A 16368-nucleotide genomic window follows, 5' to 3' on the forward strand; every position below is an offset into this window, starting at 1 on the left:
AAGAAATTTTTTTAAAACGATTCTGCCTAAACTGAAACTTTGCCTTGTATTCCACAATTATATGAAGCGAACCCACATCCACACTACCCTATTTCAGTCTATTTTTGTTCAAAATGAAGAAGAAGTTTGCTATGCATTCTCTCTGAGTAATTTCTCCTTCTTCTATCATCTTTCCGATTCTCTAGCAGCGAAGCTGCGCAAAACTCAAGAACTTACAACTTGACCAAAGGGTTCTTTGTTTGAACTTGGACTTCTAGCATATTGTACATATATTTGTACATAAATATGTACAAATATGTTAACAACTACATTGTCTGACTTTAGAAAAGATTTAAAAGCATATATCGATAAAGTAACACAAGAGAATGAAACGCTGGTAATTAATAGAGGTAAAGACGTTGGCATTGTTATCATTTCTGTAGAAGAATATAATTCTCTATGTGCAACCCAACACGAATTATCGTCAAAGAAAAACGAGAAGCGTTTGGACGATGCTATTGCTCAACTGAAAAGGGGCAAAAAAATGGTTAAAAAAACACGTTAGTATGAAGCTGGTATTTGTGGAACAATCGTGGGAAGACTATACATACTGGCAAAAAGAAGACAAAGTAATACTAAAACGAATCAACTTACTCATAAAAGATATTCAAAGAAACCCATTCGACGGAATAGGCAAACCGGAACCTCTGAAATACAAGTAAAGCGGATTTTGGTCGAGACGTATAACGGATGAGCATCGCCTTATTTACAGGATTGAAGGCGATGAAATCCAAATTGTGAAGTGCAGATTTCACTACGACTAATAAAGAAAGAGCCGGTATTTATTGCACCGGCTCTTTCTTTATCGTTTGTTCTAATTACTTCTTACCATACTTCACTGTTCTTGCATCACTGATCACTCCCTTCCAATTCAGACCAAATCCGAAATTGTATTTATTTCCGGCTTCGTCTTTGTAAGGAATCATATCATGAGGAACGTCTTCTTTTTGTTCCTCTACGGTTTTCATATTAGCCGGCATTTGAACAGGCAATAAACCGGAAGGTTCTACCATACCACTGATAATTTCCATCAACGCATTGTCTTGTACACCAAAAGAAACCAAAATTGCATCTACCGATTTCTCGAATTCGGCAACAATGGTTGGATTGCTCATCCCTAGAGAAACAATAACAGGCTTTCCATTCATTGCTTTTCTGGTATCTAAAATTGATTTCAGATCGGTACTATTAGATGTTGTAACCGTTTTGCCTTTGTAAGAACGATTGTCGATACCGGGTTCTACAGGATCCCCCGCTGCAATGCTTTTTTCTCTTGCATAGGTGGCCGTATAAGGTTCGTACTGCAAACTGATGGGGACATATCCATTGCCTCCCTTTGTTACATCTTCACGATCGTATCCGGTTCCGGAATTAGGTGATTTGATGAATACAATGGCGAAATCTGCTTTTGTAGGATCATCTGTTACATTGTAGAATTTCTTTACAACATCAAGATTTACGGGATCTTCAATTCTTTCAGGCGACACACGACCAAACCAATCTCTACCCGCAGGAATCACTCTTTTGGGAATGTAAACAGACTTCATTTTAGCAACCGGCAATACCTTTGCTTTATTTTTGATCATCACCACACTTTTCAATTGCGCTTCGTAACCGGCCTTCATGAATTCAGCTTTACCCACTGTAGCAGCAGATTGTTGAGGATCTAAGTAAGGATTCTCAAATAAACCGGTTCTGAAAATATTCATTAACAAACGAACAGCTGATTCTTCAAAACGCTTCCTCATAAACGCTTCTCCATGATCTTTCACTCCCATTTGATACGCTTCAATTACCGGGCCTGCAGCATTGTTTCCACCAAACTGATCCACTCCGGCCATCAACACTTTATAGTGGCGTTGTGCAACCGTCAGCGTTTCAACTCCCCATGACTTACCCATGAAAACATCAGGTGTTTTTCCTTCGTCGGCAGTGATCATCCAATCGGTACAAACCACACCATTATACTTATACTTCTTGCGAAGCAAATCGGTGATTATGTATTTGCTAAAGCCATTACCTACATTTTCTTTATTAACCGTATCCTGATTGAATGAAATGGTATAATAAGGCATTACGGCTGCAGCAGATTTTGTTTTTCCATTCAACTTAAACGCACCGTTTAAGAAAGGAGCCATTTGTTGTTGAAAGTTCTTTCCGGGGTACACTGCAAATTTTCCATAAGAGAAGTGACCATCACGGCCCCCTTCTTCCGGACCACCACTGGGCCAGTGTTTCACCATTGCATTCACACTACCAAAACCCCATCCATCCTTAATCTCATCTTTACCATATGAAGTTTGAAATCCATCTACATAGGCACGAGCCATATCAGCGGCTAATTTTGGATCTTCTCCAAAAGTTCCTACCAAACGGTTCCAACGTGGTTCCGTGCTCAAATCAATTTGAGGAGAGAGCGCGGTTGCAATACCGAGTGCGCGGTATTCTTTAGAAGCGATGTTTCCAAATTTCTGAACGATGGCGGGATCAAAGGTTGCAGCCAATCCTAATTCTTCAGGCCACATGGAGATTTTTCCACCGGCTCCTAAATTAAATTCTGCGGTGGCCACTACTCCGTGACGAGGATCTGAACTCGTATTCACCGGAATACCCATACCCAGTGCTTCTACAAAAGCTTGCGCCTTGTTGTTCCATTCAGCGGCAACGGTAGCCGATTGAACAGACGTAATTAAGACGTGACGGAGATTGTCTTTTTTCAAAAACTCCAATTGATTGTCGGACAAATCGGAGGGTGCTGCGCCACTTTCCGGGAAAGGCTTTCCTTTATAGGTAGACGAACGCATAGGCCCCATTGGTGCCGAGGGAATGGATTGGTGGGCGCTGTAAAGCATCAAGCCTGCAATTTGCTCCACCGTCATTTTTGAAGCCAAGTCTTTGGCCCGAACTTCGGCAGGGAGGCGCCAGTCTTCATATTTGTCGAGTTGTCCGTTTCTATTTAAATCCTTAAACGCCAAGCCGTTCACCGTAATGATCTTCACTCCGGAAGCAGGCGAATAACCAAGGGTTTGACCAGATTTATTGGTAATGAGGTTGAAGTCGCCTTTCGAAGTTTCTGTCCAGCTTTGAGCAAAAACAATGGAAGGCAAGAGGGCGAAGCCAATACAGCTTGCTAGCAATTTCATCGTTAAATGGTTTTAATTCTTGTTGGAAGTGAAATACTCTACAAGTTAACAAGAATAGAAATTGCATGAAAAAAATGAGACGAAACCTGAAAATGTTGAGACGCTCACCAATTTGAGGCCAACTTACAAACCGCTCATGCGTTCTACGTGTTCAGGGTATCGTTCGCCTATTACTTGAACGGCCTCAGCAGCAAGTGTTATGCGCTTAACCTCATTTTCATTTAATTGAAGTTGCAAACTGCTCATGTTTTCTTCCAATCGGTGAATTTTAGTAGTACCGGGTATCGGAACGATCCAAGGTTTTTGAGCCAATAGCCATGCAAGTGAAATTTGGGCCGGGGTAGCGCTATTGTTTTGGGCAATTTCTTGCAACACCTCAATTAATTGTTGATTTTTTTTAATAGCCTCTTCCTGGAAACGTGGTAACGTAGAACGAAAATCAGATGCATCAAATTTCGTGTCTGCTTTCATGGCTCCGGTCAAGAAGCCCTTTCCTAAAGGACTATAAGGCACCAATCCAATGCCCAATTCTTCTAGCAAGGGGATGATTTCTTTTTCCGGTTTCCGATACCAAAGAGAATACTCACTCTGTAAAGCTGAAACCGGATGTACCGCGTGAGCGCGCTTTATAGTATTAGCTCCAGCTTCCGACAAACCAAAATATTTCACCTTTCCTTCTTTTACTAAGTCGGCAACAGCTCCGGCAACCTCTTCAATGGGAATATTGGGATCTACTCTATGCTGATAGAATAGGTCGATGGCCTCAATTTTTAGTCTCTTCAAAGAAGCTTCTGCAACAGCTTTAATATTTTTGGGAGAACTATCTAATCCTAAGTAACCGGCACTGCCATCAGGTTTCAGCTTGAAACCGAATTTTGTTGCAATTGCCACTTTACCTTTAAAAGGGACCAAGGCTTCTCCTACTAGTTCTTCATTAATATAAGGACCGTATACTTCAGCGGTATCAAAAAAATCAACTCCCAATTCAACTGCACGATGAAGCAAGGGCGTCATTTCTTCTTTACTCTTCACTTCACCATAACTGAAACTCATACCCATGCAGCCCAGTCCAATGGGATTCACCATCAAACCACTGTTTCCAAGTTTTCTCTTTTGAAAGTTCATAACCATTTTTTTAAATTATACGAAGTGCAAACCTATCTTATTCCATAATTCTTAAAAAACAATGCTCAATGCATTTTTTACGAAAATCAAACATTTCGAAACTTTAATGGACTTGTGTTTACTTGTTTTTTAAAGAAGTTATTGAAGTGCGTTACTTCTTTAAAGCCCAATGCGTATGCAATTTCGGAAGAAGACCAAGAACTATGACGTAGTAATATCTTTGCCTCTTGTGTAATGCGATCGGCTATGATTTGAGAGGTTGTTTTTGAAGTGACTTCTTTTAAAGATCGATTCAAATGATTCACATGAACATTTAATTGTTCGGCATAGTCAGAGGGTGTTCTAAGACTCAATGCATGATGGCTATCGTCTATTGGAAATTGGCGTTCGAGCAGCTCCATGAACATGGTTGAAATACGGAGTGATGCATTGATCTCTTTGTTCTCAAAACTTAAACTGGGCTGCATCTTCAACGCATAGTGTATCAATTCAAAAACATGATTTCTCAGAACATCGTATTTGTGAACATAATTGGAGGATAACTCCACATCCATCTTTTGAAACACCGACTCCACATAGCTTCTTTGCTCATCAGAAAGTTCGAATACATGGGGACCCGACGGATGATAAATTTCATATTGTGTAAGCTTCCCAAATTGGTGAAAGAATTGATCATTGAAAATGCAGAAGTAACCGGTTCTAATAGAATCAATACTTTCCCATTTATAAGGTATTCTAGGATTCGAGAAAGCCAATGCTTGTTTCTCAATCTGAACAACCTTATCGGCATAATGAACCCTGCTTTGCCCAATAACGAGCGTAATTTTATAAAAGTCTCTTCTCTTGTATGGCACCGGCTGAGCGTTTGGACCTACATAAGGATCCAATTTAAACACATTGAAGTGCCCTAACTCCTCACGAATGTTCTTAGGAATCCAGTTGAATTTCCTTTTGTAAAAAGACTCGATACTTTCTATTTGTTCCATACGAAGTGCAAGTTAGCGCTGCTACCACTAACAAGAGCAATAGCATTCAAATTAAAAGTTACGAAAATGAAACAGTTCATTATTTGAATTTTATAACCCTTTACTTGCAAATTGTAAGGCTCGATTGAAAATTTGGGAGATTTTCGCGTGATATTATTTTTTAATACGTTACTGGTTTTTACGAAATTGTAGTCGAATGAAAATCACGCCAAAATCATCTGTTTTGGGAAAATTTGTACTTTCTATATCCGTTTTGGTGATAGGATCGATGCAAACTATGGGGCAATCGAAAGACAGTATTCAAGTGGGTGGAAACATTTTGGTCACGAACAATGGAATGTCGCCCATCCCAACTTTGTCTCTTGGAAAGCCGGCTGCAATTTTCGAACTTGATATCAAACACAAACGATGGGCTTTCGAACCGCAATTTCGCTTTTCTTTGGACGGTAAACCATGGTCGTTTGTGATATGGGGGCGTTACCGTCAAAATATTGGAAAAAAACTTGCTCTTACATTAGGAGCGCATCCTTCCTTTGTATTTAGAAGCAAAGATTTTGTTGTATCCGGTGTCACGAAAAGATACTTAACGAGTGTTCGATTTACAGCAGTAGAATTTGCCCCGATCTATATTGTAAGTCCCCACTTTAATTTTGGCGTATACTATTTGTACTCTCACGGTTGGGATGAAGGCGCTACTAACAACACTCATTTTGCGACCATCAATGCCAATTGGGGTAATGTGAAAATTGCACCCAGCTTGTATTTCAGAGCACAACCACAACTATACTTTTTGAAATTGGATAAGGCAGAGGGCTACTATGCTACCTCCGCATTTACACTCAGTTCGCCCAAAACAGCTTTTGTGCTTTCTTCTGTGGTGAATAAAAAGATTCAATCAACCATTCCGGGAAAAGATTTTGTTTGGAATGTAGCCCTGATCTATTTCTTTGGGAAGAAATATTTCCGAATTTAAGCAGACGCGGCTGCCGCTTTCTTCTTTACAAAACCAAGAATAATGGAACTAGAAATGATAGAAGCCACTGTCATGATCACTACCATTGGCATGGCCGTACCATCGAAAAATAGGCTCACCAAAGAAGAAGTGAGTGCACCACAAAGCATTTGAAACGCTCCCAATAGAGCAGCCGCGGAGCCCGCATTCTTACTAAACGGCGCCATGGCTTGACTCACTGCATTGGGGAATGTAAAGCCTTGACAACTCAAAAAGAGTACAAGCGCTATAATAGTTCCTACAAGTCCTAAAATATTGAAATAAGTACCTGCCACTAATAATACTCCAATTACAGTTTGTGTAGGCAATGCTATGCGAAGAATTTGTTGGCTGTTCCTTCTTTTCAAAACAAGTCGGTTCAATTGACTAGAAGTGATCAATCCGGCAGCGATGACTGCAAAGATCCAACCAAAAGACTGTTCACTTACGCCAAATAATTTCATGAATATATATGGGGCGCCCGCAAGATATGTATACACAGCCGATGCAGCAATAGAACTCGTTGCTGCGAACACACGGTATTGTCGTTCCTTCAACACGCTGCCAAAACCATTAAGTATGGGTATTGGCTTTAAGGATATTTCGGGATTCGGACCTTTACTCTCGGGCAAGTACTTGTATACTGCAAATAGGATCAAACCAACGATGCCGGTTAGTACTAAGAAAATAGTATTCCAATTAAAATGAGCTACCACAATGCCACCAACCGTTGGAGCGAGAATGGGTGACACACCTAAAATCAGAATCAACATGGAAAGAATCTTCGGACTCTCTGTAATTGGAAACAAATCACGTACTATGGCGTTGGGAGCTACCATTCCAACACATCCTCCTAGTGCTTGGAAGAAACGAAATACAATCAACATTTCAACTGAAGTTGAAACCGAACACCCTATGGAAGCAAGTAAGTAACCAATTAATCCAATATATAGAATGGGCTTACGACCGTAGCGATCCAGAAGCGGACCCATCAACATTTGTCCTGCACAAATACCGGCAAAATAAGCCGACAATGAATAAGATACCCGATCCATGCTAACGTTCAAGTCTTTGGAAATAGACTCAAAAGCGGGAAGGTACATATCAATAGAGAAAGGAGAAATGGCTGCTAATAATCCTAATACAAATATGATTTGCTTACGTTGGTGAGACTCCATTTATAGTTTACTTCAGTTGATTGAAATGCAAAAGTACGAAATCGGGCGGCGAAACTTCGCACTAACTTAAGGATGCAGCTCGTTTTTTGAGTCCTTGTCTTTTAATGCAACACCTGAAATTCTCTTACGAAGGGATTCCATTCCCAATGAAAAGATCTTCTCTGCGGCGTGTTCAATACTCAATCCTTTCGAATGAATGTTTGAGATACAGTTTCGTTTTTCATCTGTAAAACCGGATTTGGCATTATAAGTTAGATAAGCCCCCAAGCTATTGTATGCCGATAGCCCTGGTCTTTCTCCTATCAATACAATGGTCAATGCTGCTTTTACTTGATCATTTATAGCATCACCAATAGCCACTCTCGCTTCCTTCGCCAAAACAATAGGCGCCACTTTCAAATTTGATTGCTGAAATAGGTTTGAGAGCGCTACTACTAATGCACCTGCCTGTTCATTTACTGCTTGCGGTGATAATCCATCAGCCACCACTATCAATACATCGAATGCCTCTTGCGAGTCAATCCACCATCCTTCTGTTTCCAATGCACGTCCTAGATCAGGTCGCTTCAAATAGGCTGTTCTATTGGATGCCTTAGAATGAACCACAATGGTAGTCAGCGTTGCTTGCTTCAACGAGTCTAGTATTGCAGAAATATTGAAATTGGTAAACAAGGCATCTTTTGCATGTGCGTGCGACAATTTGAAAGAAAGCGTTTCTTGAGTGGGCAATGAAGTTCCGGCTCTACCCAATGCAATTCTGGCATTGGTGTATTTCTTTAAATACTCCCAACTGTCTTTCGACAATGCACTGTTTAATGGCAATTCTTCACTCATATATAAGACAGCAATCGAGATTTAATAGAAGATGAGGGCAACAATAAACCCGATTCATTCACCATGCCTTGCTGTTCCAGCCAATTCATAAATTCCGGTGCAGGCTTCTTTCCTAATACCTTACGCACATAGAGCGCATCGTGATAGGAAGTGCTTTGATAATGCAACATGATATCATCTGAACCGGGAACTCCCATGATAAAATTACAGCCTGCCAACACCAATAAACTCAAGAGATTGTCCATATCGTCTTGATCTGCTTCGGCATGATTGGTATAGCAAATGTCCTGTCCCATGGGAATTCCCAACATCTTTCCACAAAAATGATCTTCTAATCCGGACCGGGTAATTTGCTTTCCATCGTATAAATATTCAGGGCCAATAAAGCCTACAACAGAGTTTACCAGAAAAGGATCGAAATATTTCGCCAAAGCATAGGCACGAGTTTCACAAGTTTGTTGATCCACTCCGTGATGAGCGTTGGCACTTAATGATGAGCCCTGACCTGTTTCAAAATACATCACTTGTTGGGAGCGTTCGTTTCGCTTCAAGGCCAAAGTGGCTTCCCGCGCTTCCTTTAGTAAAGAAATAGAGATACCAAAGCTTTCATTGGTTTGCTGTGTACCTCCAATTGATTGAAACATCAGATCAACCGGCGCCCCTTTCTCTGCCAAGGCCAGCGTTGTGGTAGCATGTGCTAATACACAAGACTGTGTTGGAATATCAAAATGTGTTCGAAGTTCATCTATCAATTGCAGCAATTGCAAAACGCGTTCCGGACTATCAGTTGCAGGATTGATGCCAATTGTAGCATCACCGTTGGCATAGTACAATCCATCAATAATTGAAGCGAGAATCGCTTTGGGATCATCGGTGGGATGGTTCGGTTGCAATCGTGTTGCCAGTGTCCCTTTCAAACCTACCGTAGATCTGAATTTGGTAACGACTTCACATTTCTGTGCCACCAAAATCAAATCTTGGTTTCGCATGATTTTAGAAACCCCGGCAATCATTTCAGGAGTAAAAGCATCACGCATCGAAGCGATAACAGCACCTGAGGTTTCATCGGCCAAAAGCCATTCGCGGAAGGAGCCAACAGTGAAGTGGGCAATGGATTGAAATTTCTCTGCGTGGTGCTGATCAAAAATCAATCGGGTTACTTCATCCGTTTCATAAGGAATCACTGCTTCGTTCATGAAAGATGAGAGTGGTAAATCGGCCAAGGTCATTTGAGCCGCCACTCTTTCTTCATTGGATGTAGCCGCAAGACCCGCCGCTTCGTCGCCGGAACGAAGTGGACTCGCCTTTGCCAAAAGAGTTTTAAGGTCTTTGAACAAATAAGAATGTATGCCTATGGTGTGTTGATAGCTCACGTTGTTTTTCTAACTAAAAAATAGAAGAGAAGGATCAAGCCTAAGATAGAGAAAAACAAGATACCTAGAAACTGATTGTACCAAACCATGGCTACTAAACAGACCAATGATAGCACTAATGCAACAAGTGGCAGTGCAGGATAGAAGGGGGTTTGATAGCCCTTCTCCACACCCGGTATTCTTCTAACCCGAAATAAACTTAACATACTTATAATGTACAAAACGATGGCTCCAAAAGCAGATAAAATAATCACTTTATCGGTAGTGCCTGTGGCCAATGACAATAAGCCAATAATGGCGCCTACAATCAAAGCCCAATGTGGTGTTTGAAAAGTTGAATTTACACACCCTATAAACCGTGGCAATAAACCCGCTCTAGATAATGCAAAGAGCTGCCTCGAATAACCAATCATTAAACCATGAAAGGAAGCAATCAATCCAAACAAACCGATACCGGCAAAAAGCTTTGCCAAAAACGACTGTTCTCCATGTGCCATTGCAATGGCTTTGGGCAGAGGATAATCGATGGAACTCAATTCTCGCCAATCACCTACACCCCCCGACACCAACATCACACCTACTGCCAATAATACAAGCGTGAGAATACCCAGAATATAACCTTTGGGAATAGTTTTGTAAGGATCGATCACCTCTTCGGCTACCATGGCCACTCCTTCTATTCCCAGGTACAACCATACCGCAAAGGGCAATGCTTCGAACACTCCCGGCCAACCAAAGCCTGTGTTATGTGCTTTGAACTTCGCCCATTCAAAATGAGGCGCCAACACGCCGAGGAAGATCAGTAATTCACCGATGGCCAAAATGGTAACTATTAGATTAAGAATTGCCGACTCTTTCATTCCCAAAATATTGACGGCCGTGAAAAGCAGGTAGGCGCCAATGGCAACCGTCATCACTGAAATACCGGGATGAAGAAAATGAACATAGCTGCCTAATGCAAGAGCAATAGCAGGTGGGGCTAGGAGAAATTCTACCAAACTTGCGTATCCCGCAATCCAACCGCCAAGATTTCCAAATGCTTTTTGAGCATAGGCATAAGCTCCACCGGCATGAGGAATTTTTGTGGTAAGCTCGGTATAGCTAAATACAAAGCAGGTATACAAAACCGTTACAATCAGTGTAGCAATGAAAAAGCCCAAGGTACCGGCTACTTTCCATCCGTAGTTCCATCCAAAATATTCTCCGGAAATTACGAGGCCCACGGCAAGCGCCCATACATGGACAGGTTTTAGTACCCGTTTAAGTGAAGTTGTTTTTGATTCCACCGAATTGCGTTGGTTTAAGTGTTAAAACTCGATACAATCGAGCGATCATATCTCAGCAATCGGTGACCCGTAAGATACAAAAAGATACTTAGATAGAAAATGAAGTTCTTGTTTGAAAGAAAGTGTTTTTAAAGAGTCTTCTCAAAACAGACGCTGTTATCTATTTCGGCGTATTGACCAAAATTAGGAATCACCGCATAACCGTTCTTCTTATACAAAGCAATGGCATCAGGTTGCTTTTTCCCGGTTTCGAGAATGCATTTTTTGAATCCAAGTTCGGCCGCCCATATTTCTAACTCCGCCAATACTTGCGATGCAATCCCTTTACCTCGAAGCGAGTCCACTACATACATTCGTTTCACTTCAACTACCTCGCTGTCATATGGACGAAGCGCACCAATGGCAACCGGTTGGTTATTTTCATAACCAACCAGTACCGTTGCAAGATTTGCTGTTTTATTGAATTGTGCAAAGAACTCATGCTCATCGCCATCAATAATGGCCAACTCCCGATCCAAGGCTTTTACCAGATATTGAAAATCGGGATGATCCGAATTCGTTCTTAGTATGTTCAGTGTACTCATTTCTTTGAAGTCAATGCTTTTGCTCTAAACTTATCTTTCAGCACTTTCATATAATAGCCACCAACCACACTTCTTGCCTGAAATCCAACCTGAGCGCCATCTTTTGTTTCATGCCAATCGCTCAAAGGCACCCTTGTAGGAGTTTCCATGGCAAATTTATAGACAGGAGCAATCAGCCCTTCGAACTTTGATCGATCTTCTGTTAAAGCAGCCGTCCATAAAATCCAATCACTCTTGGTATAGGTTCTTCTGCTATCTAAAGGAAGTCCGAAACTTAGTTGCTTTGTCAAATAATAATCTACCTCTTTCGCGTACACTTTTTCCGGAAATAAATTCAAACCGAGTACCTTATCCCAAACCATATTGTATTTCTGACTCCAAGTGTTTTCTTTGTCGAATGTGAGTTTATAGTGGTCTCCATCATTTGCCATTATTGCCCAACGCTGCGCCATTGCCGCAGCCGTATCTCTGTATTTTTTTGCTATTGCTTTTTCGCCCAACATATCGGCAAGCATGGCATAGCCACCAATGCCTACAATGGCTTTCAAAGAAAGATTGGTATTGCGCGCGAGATGACCGGCAAAATCATCGGTACACAATTGATTAGCAGGATCAAAGCCATCGGTTACCAAGAAGTTCACCCATTGCGACAAAGACTCCCAATGCTTTTTGGCGTAAGCAGCATTACCCTGAGCTTTGCAGATTGCTGCGGTAAGTATGATCATATTACCTGATTCCTCTACGGGCATATCCTCGGGATAAGTCTGCCCATTGGCCAAAGGATATGTACCCAAATCATGTGCAGCAAAAGGCTTTTTCCATTTTCCACTTTCGCTGAAATAAAAAATACCGTTCAACATTCCCGTCATCAATTCCGGATTGTAGGCAATGAATAAAGGAGCTGAAGGATAGGTAACGTCGACAGTATTGATAGAACCATTGCTGAAGTTCTCTTTACTGAGGAATAGAATTTCGCCGGTAGGACTCTGAACCAGCACATGAGCTGCAATGCTTTGTCGGTAAGCCAGCACTCCTAATTCTTTATACTTCTGACCGCCGGCTTTAAATAAGTCTTGCTCAATTAGCTTATTAAAGCTGTTACATTCGTCCAGTACCCTGGGGTATTCGGTTAAGGCTGCATTCATTTCTTGCGAAATGGTGCGATTGCCTTTCCGATTCCACCAAGGACGCAAATTGGTTCCGAAATACTGCACCGAATAAAGATCATCGTATCCTAAAAGAAATAATTGATCTTTTGGAACGGCACTTATTTTTCCAAGATCAACCACGGTATTCATCATAAAACCGGTTCCCGTTTGAGGAGCTGTTTCACCGTAGGTTGCATTTACGAAAGAACTCAAAGCTTTTTGTTCCGAACTGATGTATTGAATGGGTTTCGATTGAACGGATACTCCTGTATAGAAATACCCCCAATCTATTCTCAAATCATCACCTCGCTTTTGTAAAACGGGCTGCTCTACCGTACCCGATTTGATACTGCTAATAGCGCCCATTGATTCAATTGATACATTCACCTGCTGACCTCCGGAATTAGCTGCAATTGCTGCCGCTGCGCCGAGATAAGCTTTTACGCTATGCGGTTTGTTGTCGTTCGATTTAATAGAATAATTGATATACGATACGGGGCGAGCCATCAAATCGAGGTTCTTCACTAATAAGGGAGAAGTGAAGGTAATAGTGGCATCAACAGCTCCGCAGGTAAACTGCACAATAGTTTGGGTAGGATTGATTCGAACCGATTTTTGAATGGCGTTGTGAACATTAGCAGGAACGGAAGAAGGCAATTCAGCAACCATACCGAAATCGAATCCTGCATAACCTCCGGTATTTTCAACATGAAGTGCGAAGAGGTTTTCACCTTTCTTTAAAAGAGCGCGAATCTTGTCGTCAACTTTGATGTACCGGTATTTTGAAATATAGTCGGGCGAGGCATACACTTGTGTACCATTTAAGTACAATTCAGCGCCATCGTCGTGCTTAACTATTATATATAGGTTGGCCTGATTAGGATACGGAATGGAAACCGTTCTTCTAACATAGATATGACGGGTGTTCCACAATGTCCCCTTTCCTTCAACACGATCCAAGAAAGGTGTGGCACCTATTTTCCAACCGGCATCGTTGAATGCGGGTAGCGTCCAATCTGCGCCCGAAGTTTCAAAACTGTATTTTAATTCCAGTGCCTGCTCTTCTTGAGTGGGCACTATTGATTGGTAGTTTGTTTTTTCTGCGCCTAGTACACGGTAAAATTGATCGTCTACTTGGATCAATCCACTTAAGGATTGATCGGCACCCGTCCAATGTTTGGTTACGGAGCCATTCAACTGATCGGTAAACGACCAGATTGAAAAGTAGGGGTCATGTGTGATGAGCGGATAGGCGGGGGCTTTGGATTGGGCGAAAGAATCAGCAATTACACATAGAATGGCAAGGCAGAGCAAGTATTTTCTCATGTTGGTAGAAATTGATAGCTACTAATATAAGTAATCTACCTGTAGTGATCTAAAGAAGATCAATGAACGGCAATTGCTATTAGTGCTCCATAGAGAAATGCAGCGTTATATCAATTTCGTCGCATTCAACCTTTACGCCTGTTTCTTATAATTTAAAATCGCCCATGTATTGAAGAGTACGGCAAAGCCGGCTGTTGCTAGCAAATGCAGTTTTACGTCGGCCCAGCCGCTTCCTTTCAATATTACCATTCGTACTACTTCTATGAAATAAGTTACCGGGTTTAAATGGGCAAATATTTGAGCCCATTGGGGCATACTTTCTACTGATGTAAACAAACCACTTAGCAATAAAAAAATCATCATTAAGAAGAAGGCCAAACTCATCGCTTGTTGCTGTGTAGCGGCATAAGTAGAGATCAATAGCCCCAAACCCAACATTGCCACTAGAAACAAGGCCAAATAAGCATACAACAAAAGAAAACTCCCAGCCGGAACAATTCCATACACAACCCTCGAAACCACCAATAGTCCAAATGAAAACACAAACATCCCTAATACCCAAAATGGAATTAACTTACCTAACACAAAATGCACTTTTGTTATGGGTGTAACATTGATCTGTTCAATAGTTCCAATTTCTTTCTCTCGAACAATGTTCAAAGAACACATGTACAAGGCTAACATGGTCACCAAAACAACCAATATTCCCGGCACCATAAACAGCTTATAATTCAAATGCGGGTTGAACCAGTTAGAGTTCGTGATTTCCAACTGAACGGGCTTTATGGGTTGCGCATCGTATTGCTTTTGCCGAATTTCTTTATTGAATTCTTGAATGATACTATTTAGATAGTTGGCACCAACCGTAGCTTTTGAACCATTGATGGCATTTACTGCTATAAACAACGACTGCTTATTCTCTCGGTACAATGAACGCTCGAACTGCGGCGGAATATTCAGAACCAAATCAGCTTTATCTGCCTCTAGATCTTGATATGCTTCTTCGTATGTAGTACGATACGTGCTCAATTTGAAGTATCCGGATGAAAGAATGGTTTTCATCAAATTTGCAGAAATCGCGGAACGATCTTGGTCTACAATACTTAAATAGATATTCTTGATTTCATAGTTGGCTGCCATCGGCATTACAATCAATTGTACAATAGGCATAATAATAATCAATCGCAGCATGATCTTATTACGTAGTATCTGCCTAAATTCTTTCTGCAATAAAAAACTCAATGTTCTCATCCTAAACGTGTTTTGAATTTTTTAATACTTATTACTAATAAGAATAGAGTCATTCCTAGCAGCACAAGCGTTTCTTTCCATACACTTGCAAAACCGACTCCCTTAATCATTACTGCCTTGATAATAGTATAATACCATTTAGAAGGAACGATGTTTGAAATCACTTGCAAAGGTTTGGGCATGTTCTCAATTGGAAACATAAAGCCGGTGAATATCATTACAGGGAGCAGCATTCCCATTAGAGACACAATCATTGCCTCCTGTTGTGAATTGGTAATATTGGAGATCATTAATCCTAAACTCAAGGCTGTTATGATAAGGAGTAAACTTTCAAACACGATCAATGGCAAACTGCCATTAATAGGTAAATCGAGGAGAAATACACTCAATAATAGAATTACAATCAAATTGACGAAAGAAAGCACCAGATAAGGAACTGCTTTAGAAATCACTACCATCAACGCACTAAAAGGAGAAACCAACAGTACTTCCATAGTGCCGCTTTCTTTTTCTTTCACTATGGAAACAGAGGTCATCAAAACAGAAATCAGCATCAATACCAAAGCCATCACTCCGGGAACAAAATTCGTTGTTCCCTTCAGCTCCGGATTGTAGATCATTCGAACTTCAGTATTTATTTGAAGCAAATCCGGCTGAGGGAATTTATCTCTCATATACGACTGAATGATGGAAGTAGCGTAATTGGTAACAGTTGTGGCGGTATTCGGATCGGAACCATCTGCAATTATCTGAATAGCTGCTTTATTATTATGATTCAGTTCTTGATACAGTTGATTCGGGAAAACAATCACCAGTTTAATATTTTCTGCTTTGAAAGCAGCTTCAATTTCAGTTGCACTCATCAACTGCTTTACCACATCAAAACTTTTACTGGCTTCCAATTTGGCGATAACTTGCTGTGACATTGGATCACGTGCAAAATCGCAAACTACAATCTTGGTGTTTTTGATCTCATTAGTCAAAGCAAATCCAAACAAAAGAATTTGAGCAATGGGCATTCCAAAAAGCAATAACATGGTTTTCCGATCACGGAACACATGATAAAACTCTTTACGAACAAACGACAAAAATTGTTTCATATAA

The 16368-nt window shown here is 41.0% G+C and carries 13 protein-coding genes and 1 pseudogene; 3 read left to right on the forward strand and 11 right to left on the reverse strand.

The window, feature by feature from the left end:
- The first annotated feature begins 295 nt into the window (after positions 1-295).
- Positions 296-544, forward strand: a complete 249-nt coding sequence (locus ACQ2HE_RS01115) for a type II toxin-antitoxin system Phd/YefM family antitoxin (RefSeq protein ID WP_430895377.1) — start codon at positions 296-298, stop codon at positions 542-544.
- Position 545: 1 nt separating this feature from the next.
- Positions 546-803: pseudogene (locus tag ACQ2HE_RS01120) on the forward strand (Txe/YoeB family addiction module toxin).
- A gap of 54 nt (positions 804-857) precedes the next feature.
- On the opposite strand, the gene ACQ2HE_RS01125 reads toward ACQ2HE_RS01120, so the two are convergent.
- The 3 genes from ACQ2HE_RS01125 to ACQ2HE_RS01135 all read right to left on the reverse strand — a co-directional run bounded on the left by ACQ2HE_RS01125 (position 858) and on the right by ACQ2HE_RS01135 (position 5293).
- The gene (locus ACQ2HE_RS01125; protein WP_430895376.1) at positions 858-3182 is read right to left on the reverse strand and encodes a glycoside hydrolase family 3 protein; all 2325 of its coding nucleotides are present in this window, start codon (positions 3180-3182) and stop codon (positions 858-860) included.
- 123 nt (positions 3183-3305) lie between these two features.
- Complete coding sequence (locus tag ACQ2HE_RS01130; RefSeq protein ID WP_430895375.1) at positions 3306-4307, reverse strand: aldo/keto reductase; 1002 nt, start codon at positions 4305-4307, stop codon at positions 3306-3308.
- A gap of 86 nt (positions 4308-4393) precedes the next feature.
- Complete coding sequence (locus tag ACQ2HE_RS01135; RefSeq protein ID WP_430895373.1) at positions 4394-5293, reverse strand: helix-turn-helix domain-containing protein; 900 nt, start codon at positions 5291-5293, stop codon at positions 4394-4396.
- 196 nt (positions 5294-5489) lie between these two features.
- Between ACQ2HE_RS01135 and ACQ2HE_RS01140 the strand changes: the two genes are divergently transcribed.
- The gene (locus ACQ2HE_RS01140; RefSeq protein WP_430895371.1) at positions 5490-6266 is read left to right on the forward strand and encodes a hypothetical protein; all 777 of its coding nucleotides are present in this window, start codon (positions 5490-5492) and stop codon (positions 6264-6266) included.
- Here the strand turns inward: ACQ2HE_RS01140 and ACQ2HE_RS01145 are convergent.
- The 8 genes from ACQ2HE_RS01145 to ACQ2HE_RS01180 form a co-directional block, all read right to left on the reverse strand.
- Complete coding sequence (locus tag ACQ2HE_RS01145; protein WP_430895369.1) at positions 6263-7462, reverse strand: multidrug effflux MFS transporter; 1200 nt, start codon at positions 7460-7462, stop codon at positions 6263-6265. The two genes, ACQ2HE_RS01140 and ACQ2HE_RS01145, sit on opposite strands and share 4 nt — an antisense overlap.
- A gap of 66 nt (positions 7463-7528) precedes the next feature.
- A complete protein-coding gene (eutC, locus tag ACQ2HE_RS01150; protein WP_430895367.1) occupies positions 7529-8296 on the reverse strand; it encodes an ethanolamine ammonia-lyase subunit EutC in 768 nt (255 codons plus the stop codon).
- A complete protein-coding gene (locus tag ACQ2HE_RS01155; RefSeq protein ID WP_430895365.1) occupies positions 8293-9669 on the reverse strand; it encodes an ethanolamine ammonia-lyase subunit EutB in 1377 nt (458 codons plus the stop codon). Before ACQ2HE_RS01155 ends, eutC begins: the two co-directional genes overlap by 4 nt.
- Entirely contained in the window at positions 9666-10955 is a 1290-nt protein-coding gene (gene eat / locus ACQ2HE_RS01160; RefSeq protein ID WP_430895363.1) for an ethanolamine permease, read from the reverse strand. The genes ACQ2HE_RS01155 and eat overlap by 4 nt, the downstream gene beginning before the upstream one ends.
- 128 nt (positions 10956-11083) lie before the next feature.
- The gene (locus ACQ2HE_RS01165; protein WP_430895361.1) at positions 11084-11539 is read right to left on the reverse strand and encodes a GNAT family N-acetyltransferase; all 456 of its coding nucleotides are present in this window, start codon (positions 11537-11539) and stop codon (positions 11084-11086) included.
- Positions 11536-14013, reverse strand: coding sequence for a glutaminase family protein (locus ACQ2HE_RS01170; RefSeq protein ID WP_430895359.1), 2478 nt, complete (start codon positions 14011-14013; stop codon positions 11536-11538). The genes ACQ2HE_RS01165 and ACQ2HE_RS01170 overlap by 4 nt, the downstream gene beginning before the upstream one ends.
- Before the next feature lie 132 nt (positions 14014-14145).
- On the reverse strand, positions 14146-15264 hold the full coding sequence (locus tag ACQ2HE_RS01175) for an ABC transporter permease (RefSeq protein WP_430895357.1): 1119 nt from the start codon (positions 15262-15264) through the stop codon (positions 14146-14148).
- Positions 15261-16364: an ABC transporter permease gene (locus tag ACQ2HE_RS01180; RefSeq protein WP_430895355.1), complete on the reverse strand. Its 1104-nt coding sequence runs from the start codon at positions 16362-16364 to the stop codon at positions 15261-15263. Before ACQ2HE_RS01180 ends, ACQ2HE_RS01175 begins: the two co-directional genes overlap by 4 nt.
- Positions 16365-16368: the final 4 nt, after the last annotated feature.

It is taken from the genome of Endoryza foliicola (assembly GCF_050589245.1).
In the GTDB taxonomy this organism is placed as follows: domain Bacteria; phylum Bacteroidota; class Bacteroidia; order Chitinophagales; family Chitinophagaceae; genus Endoryza; species Endoryza foliicola.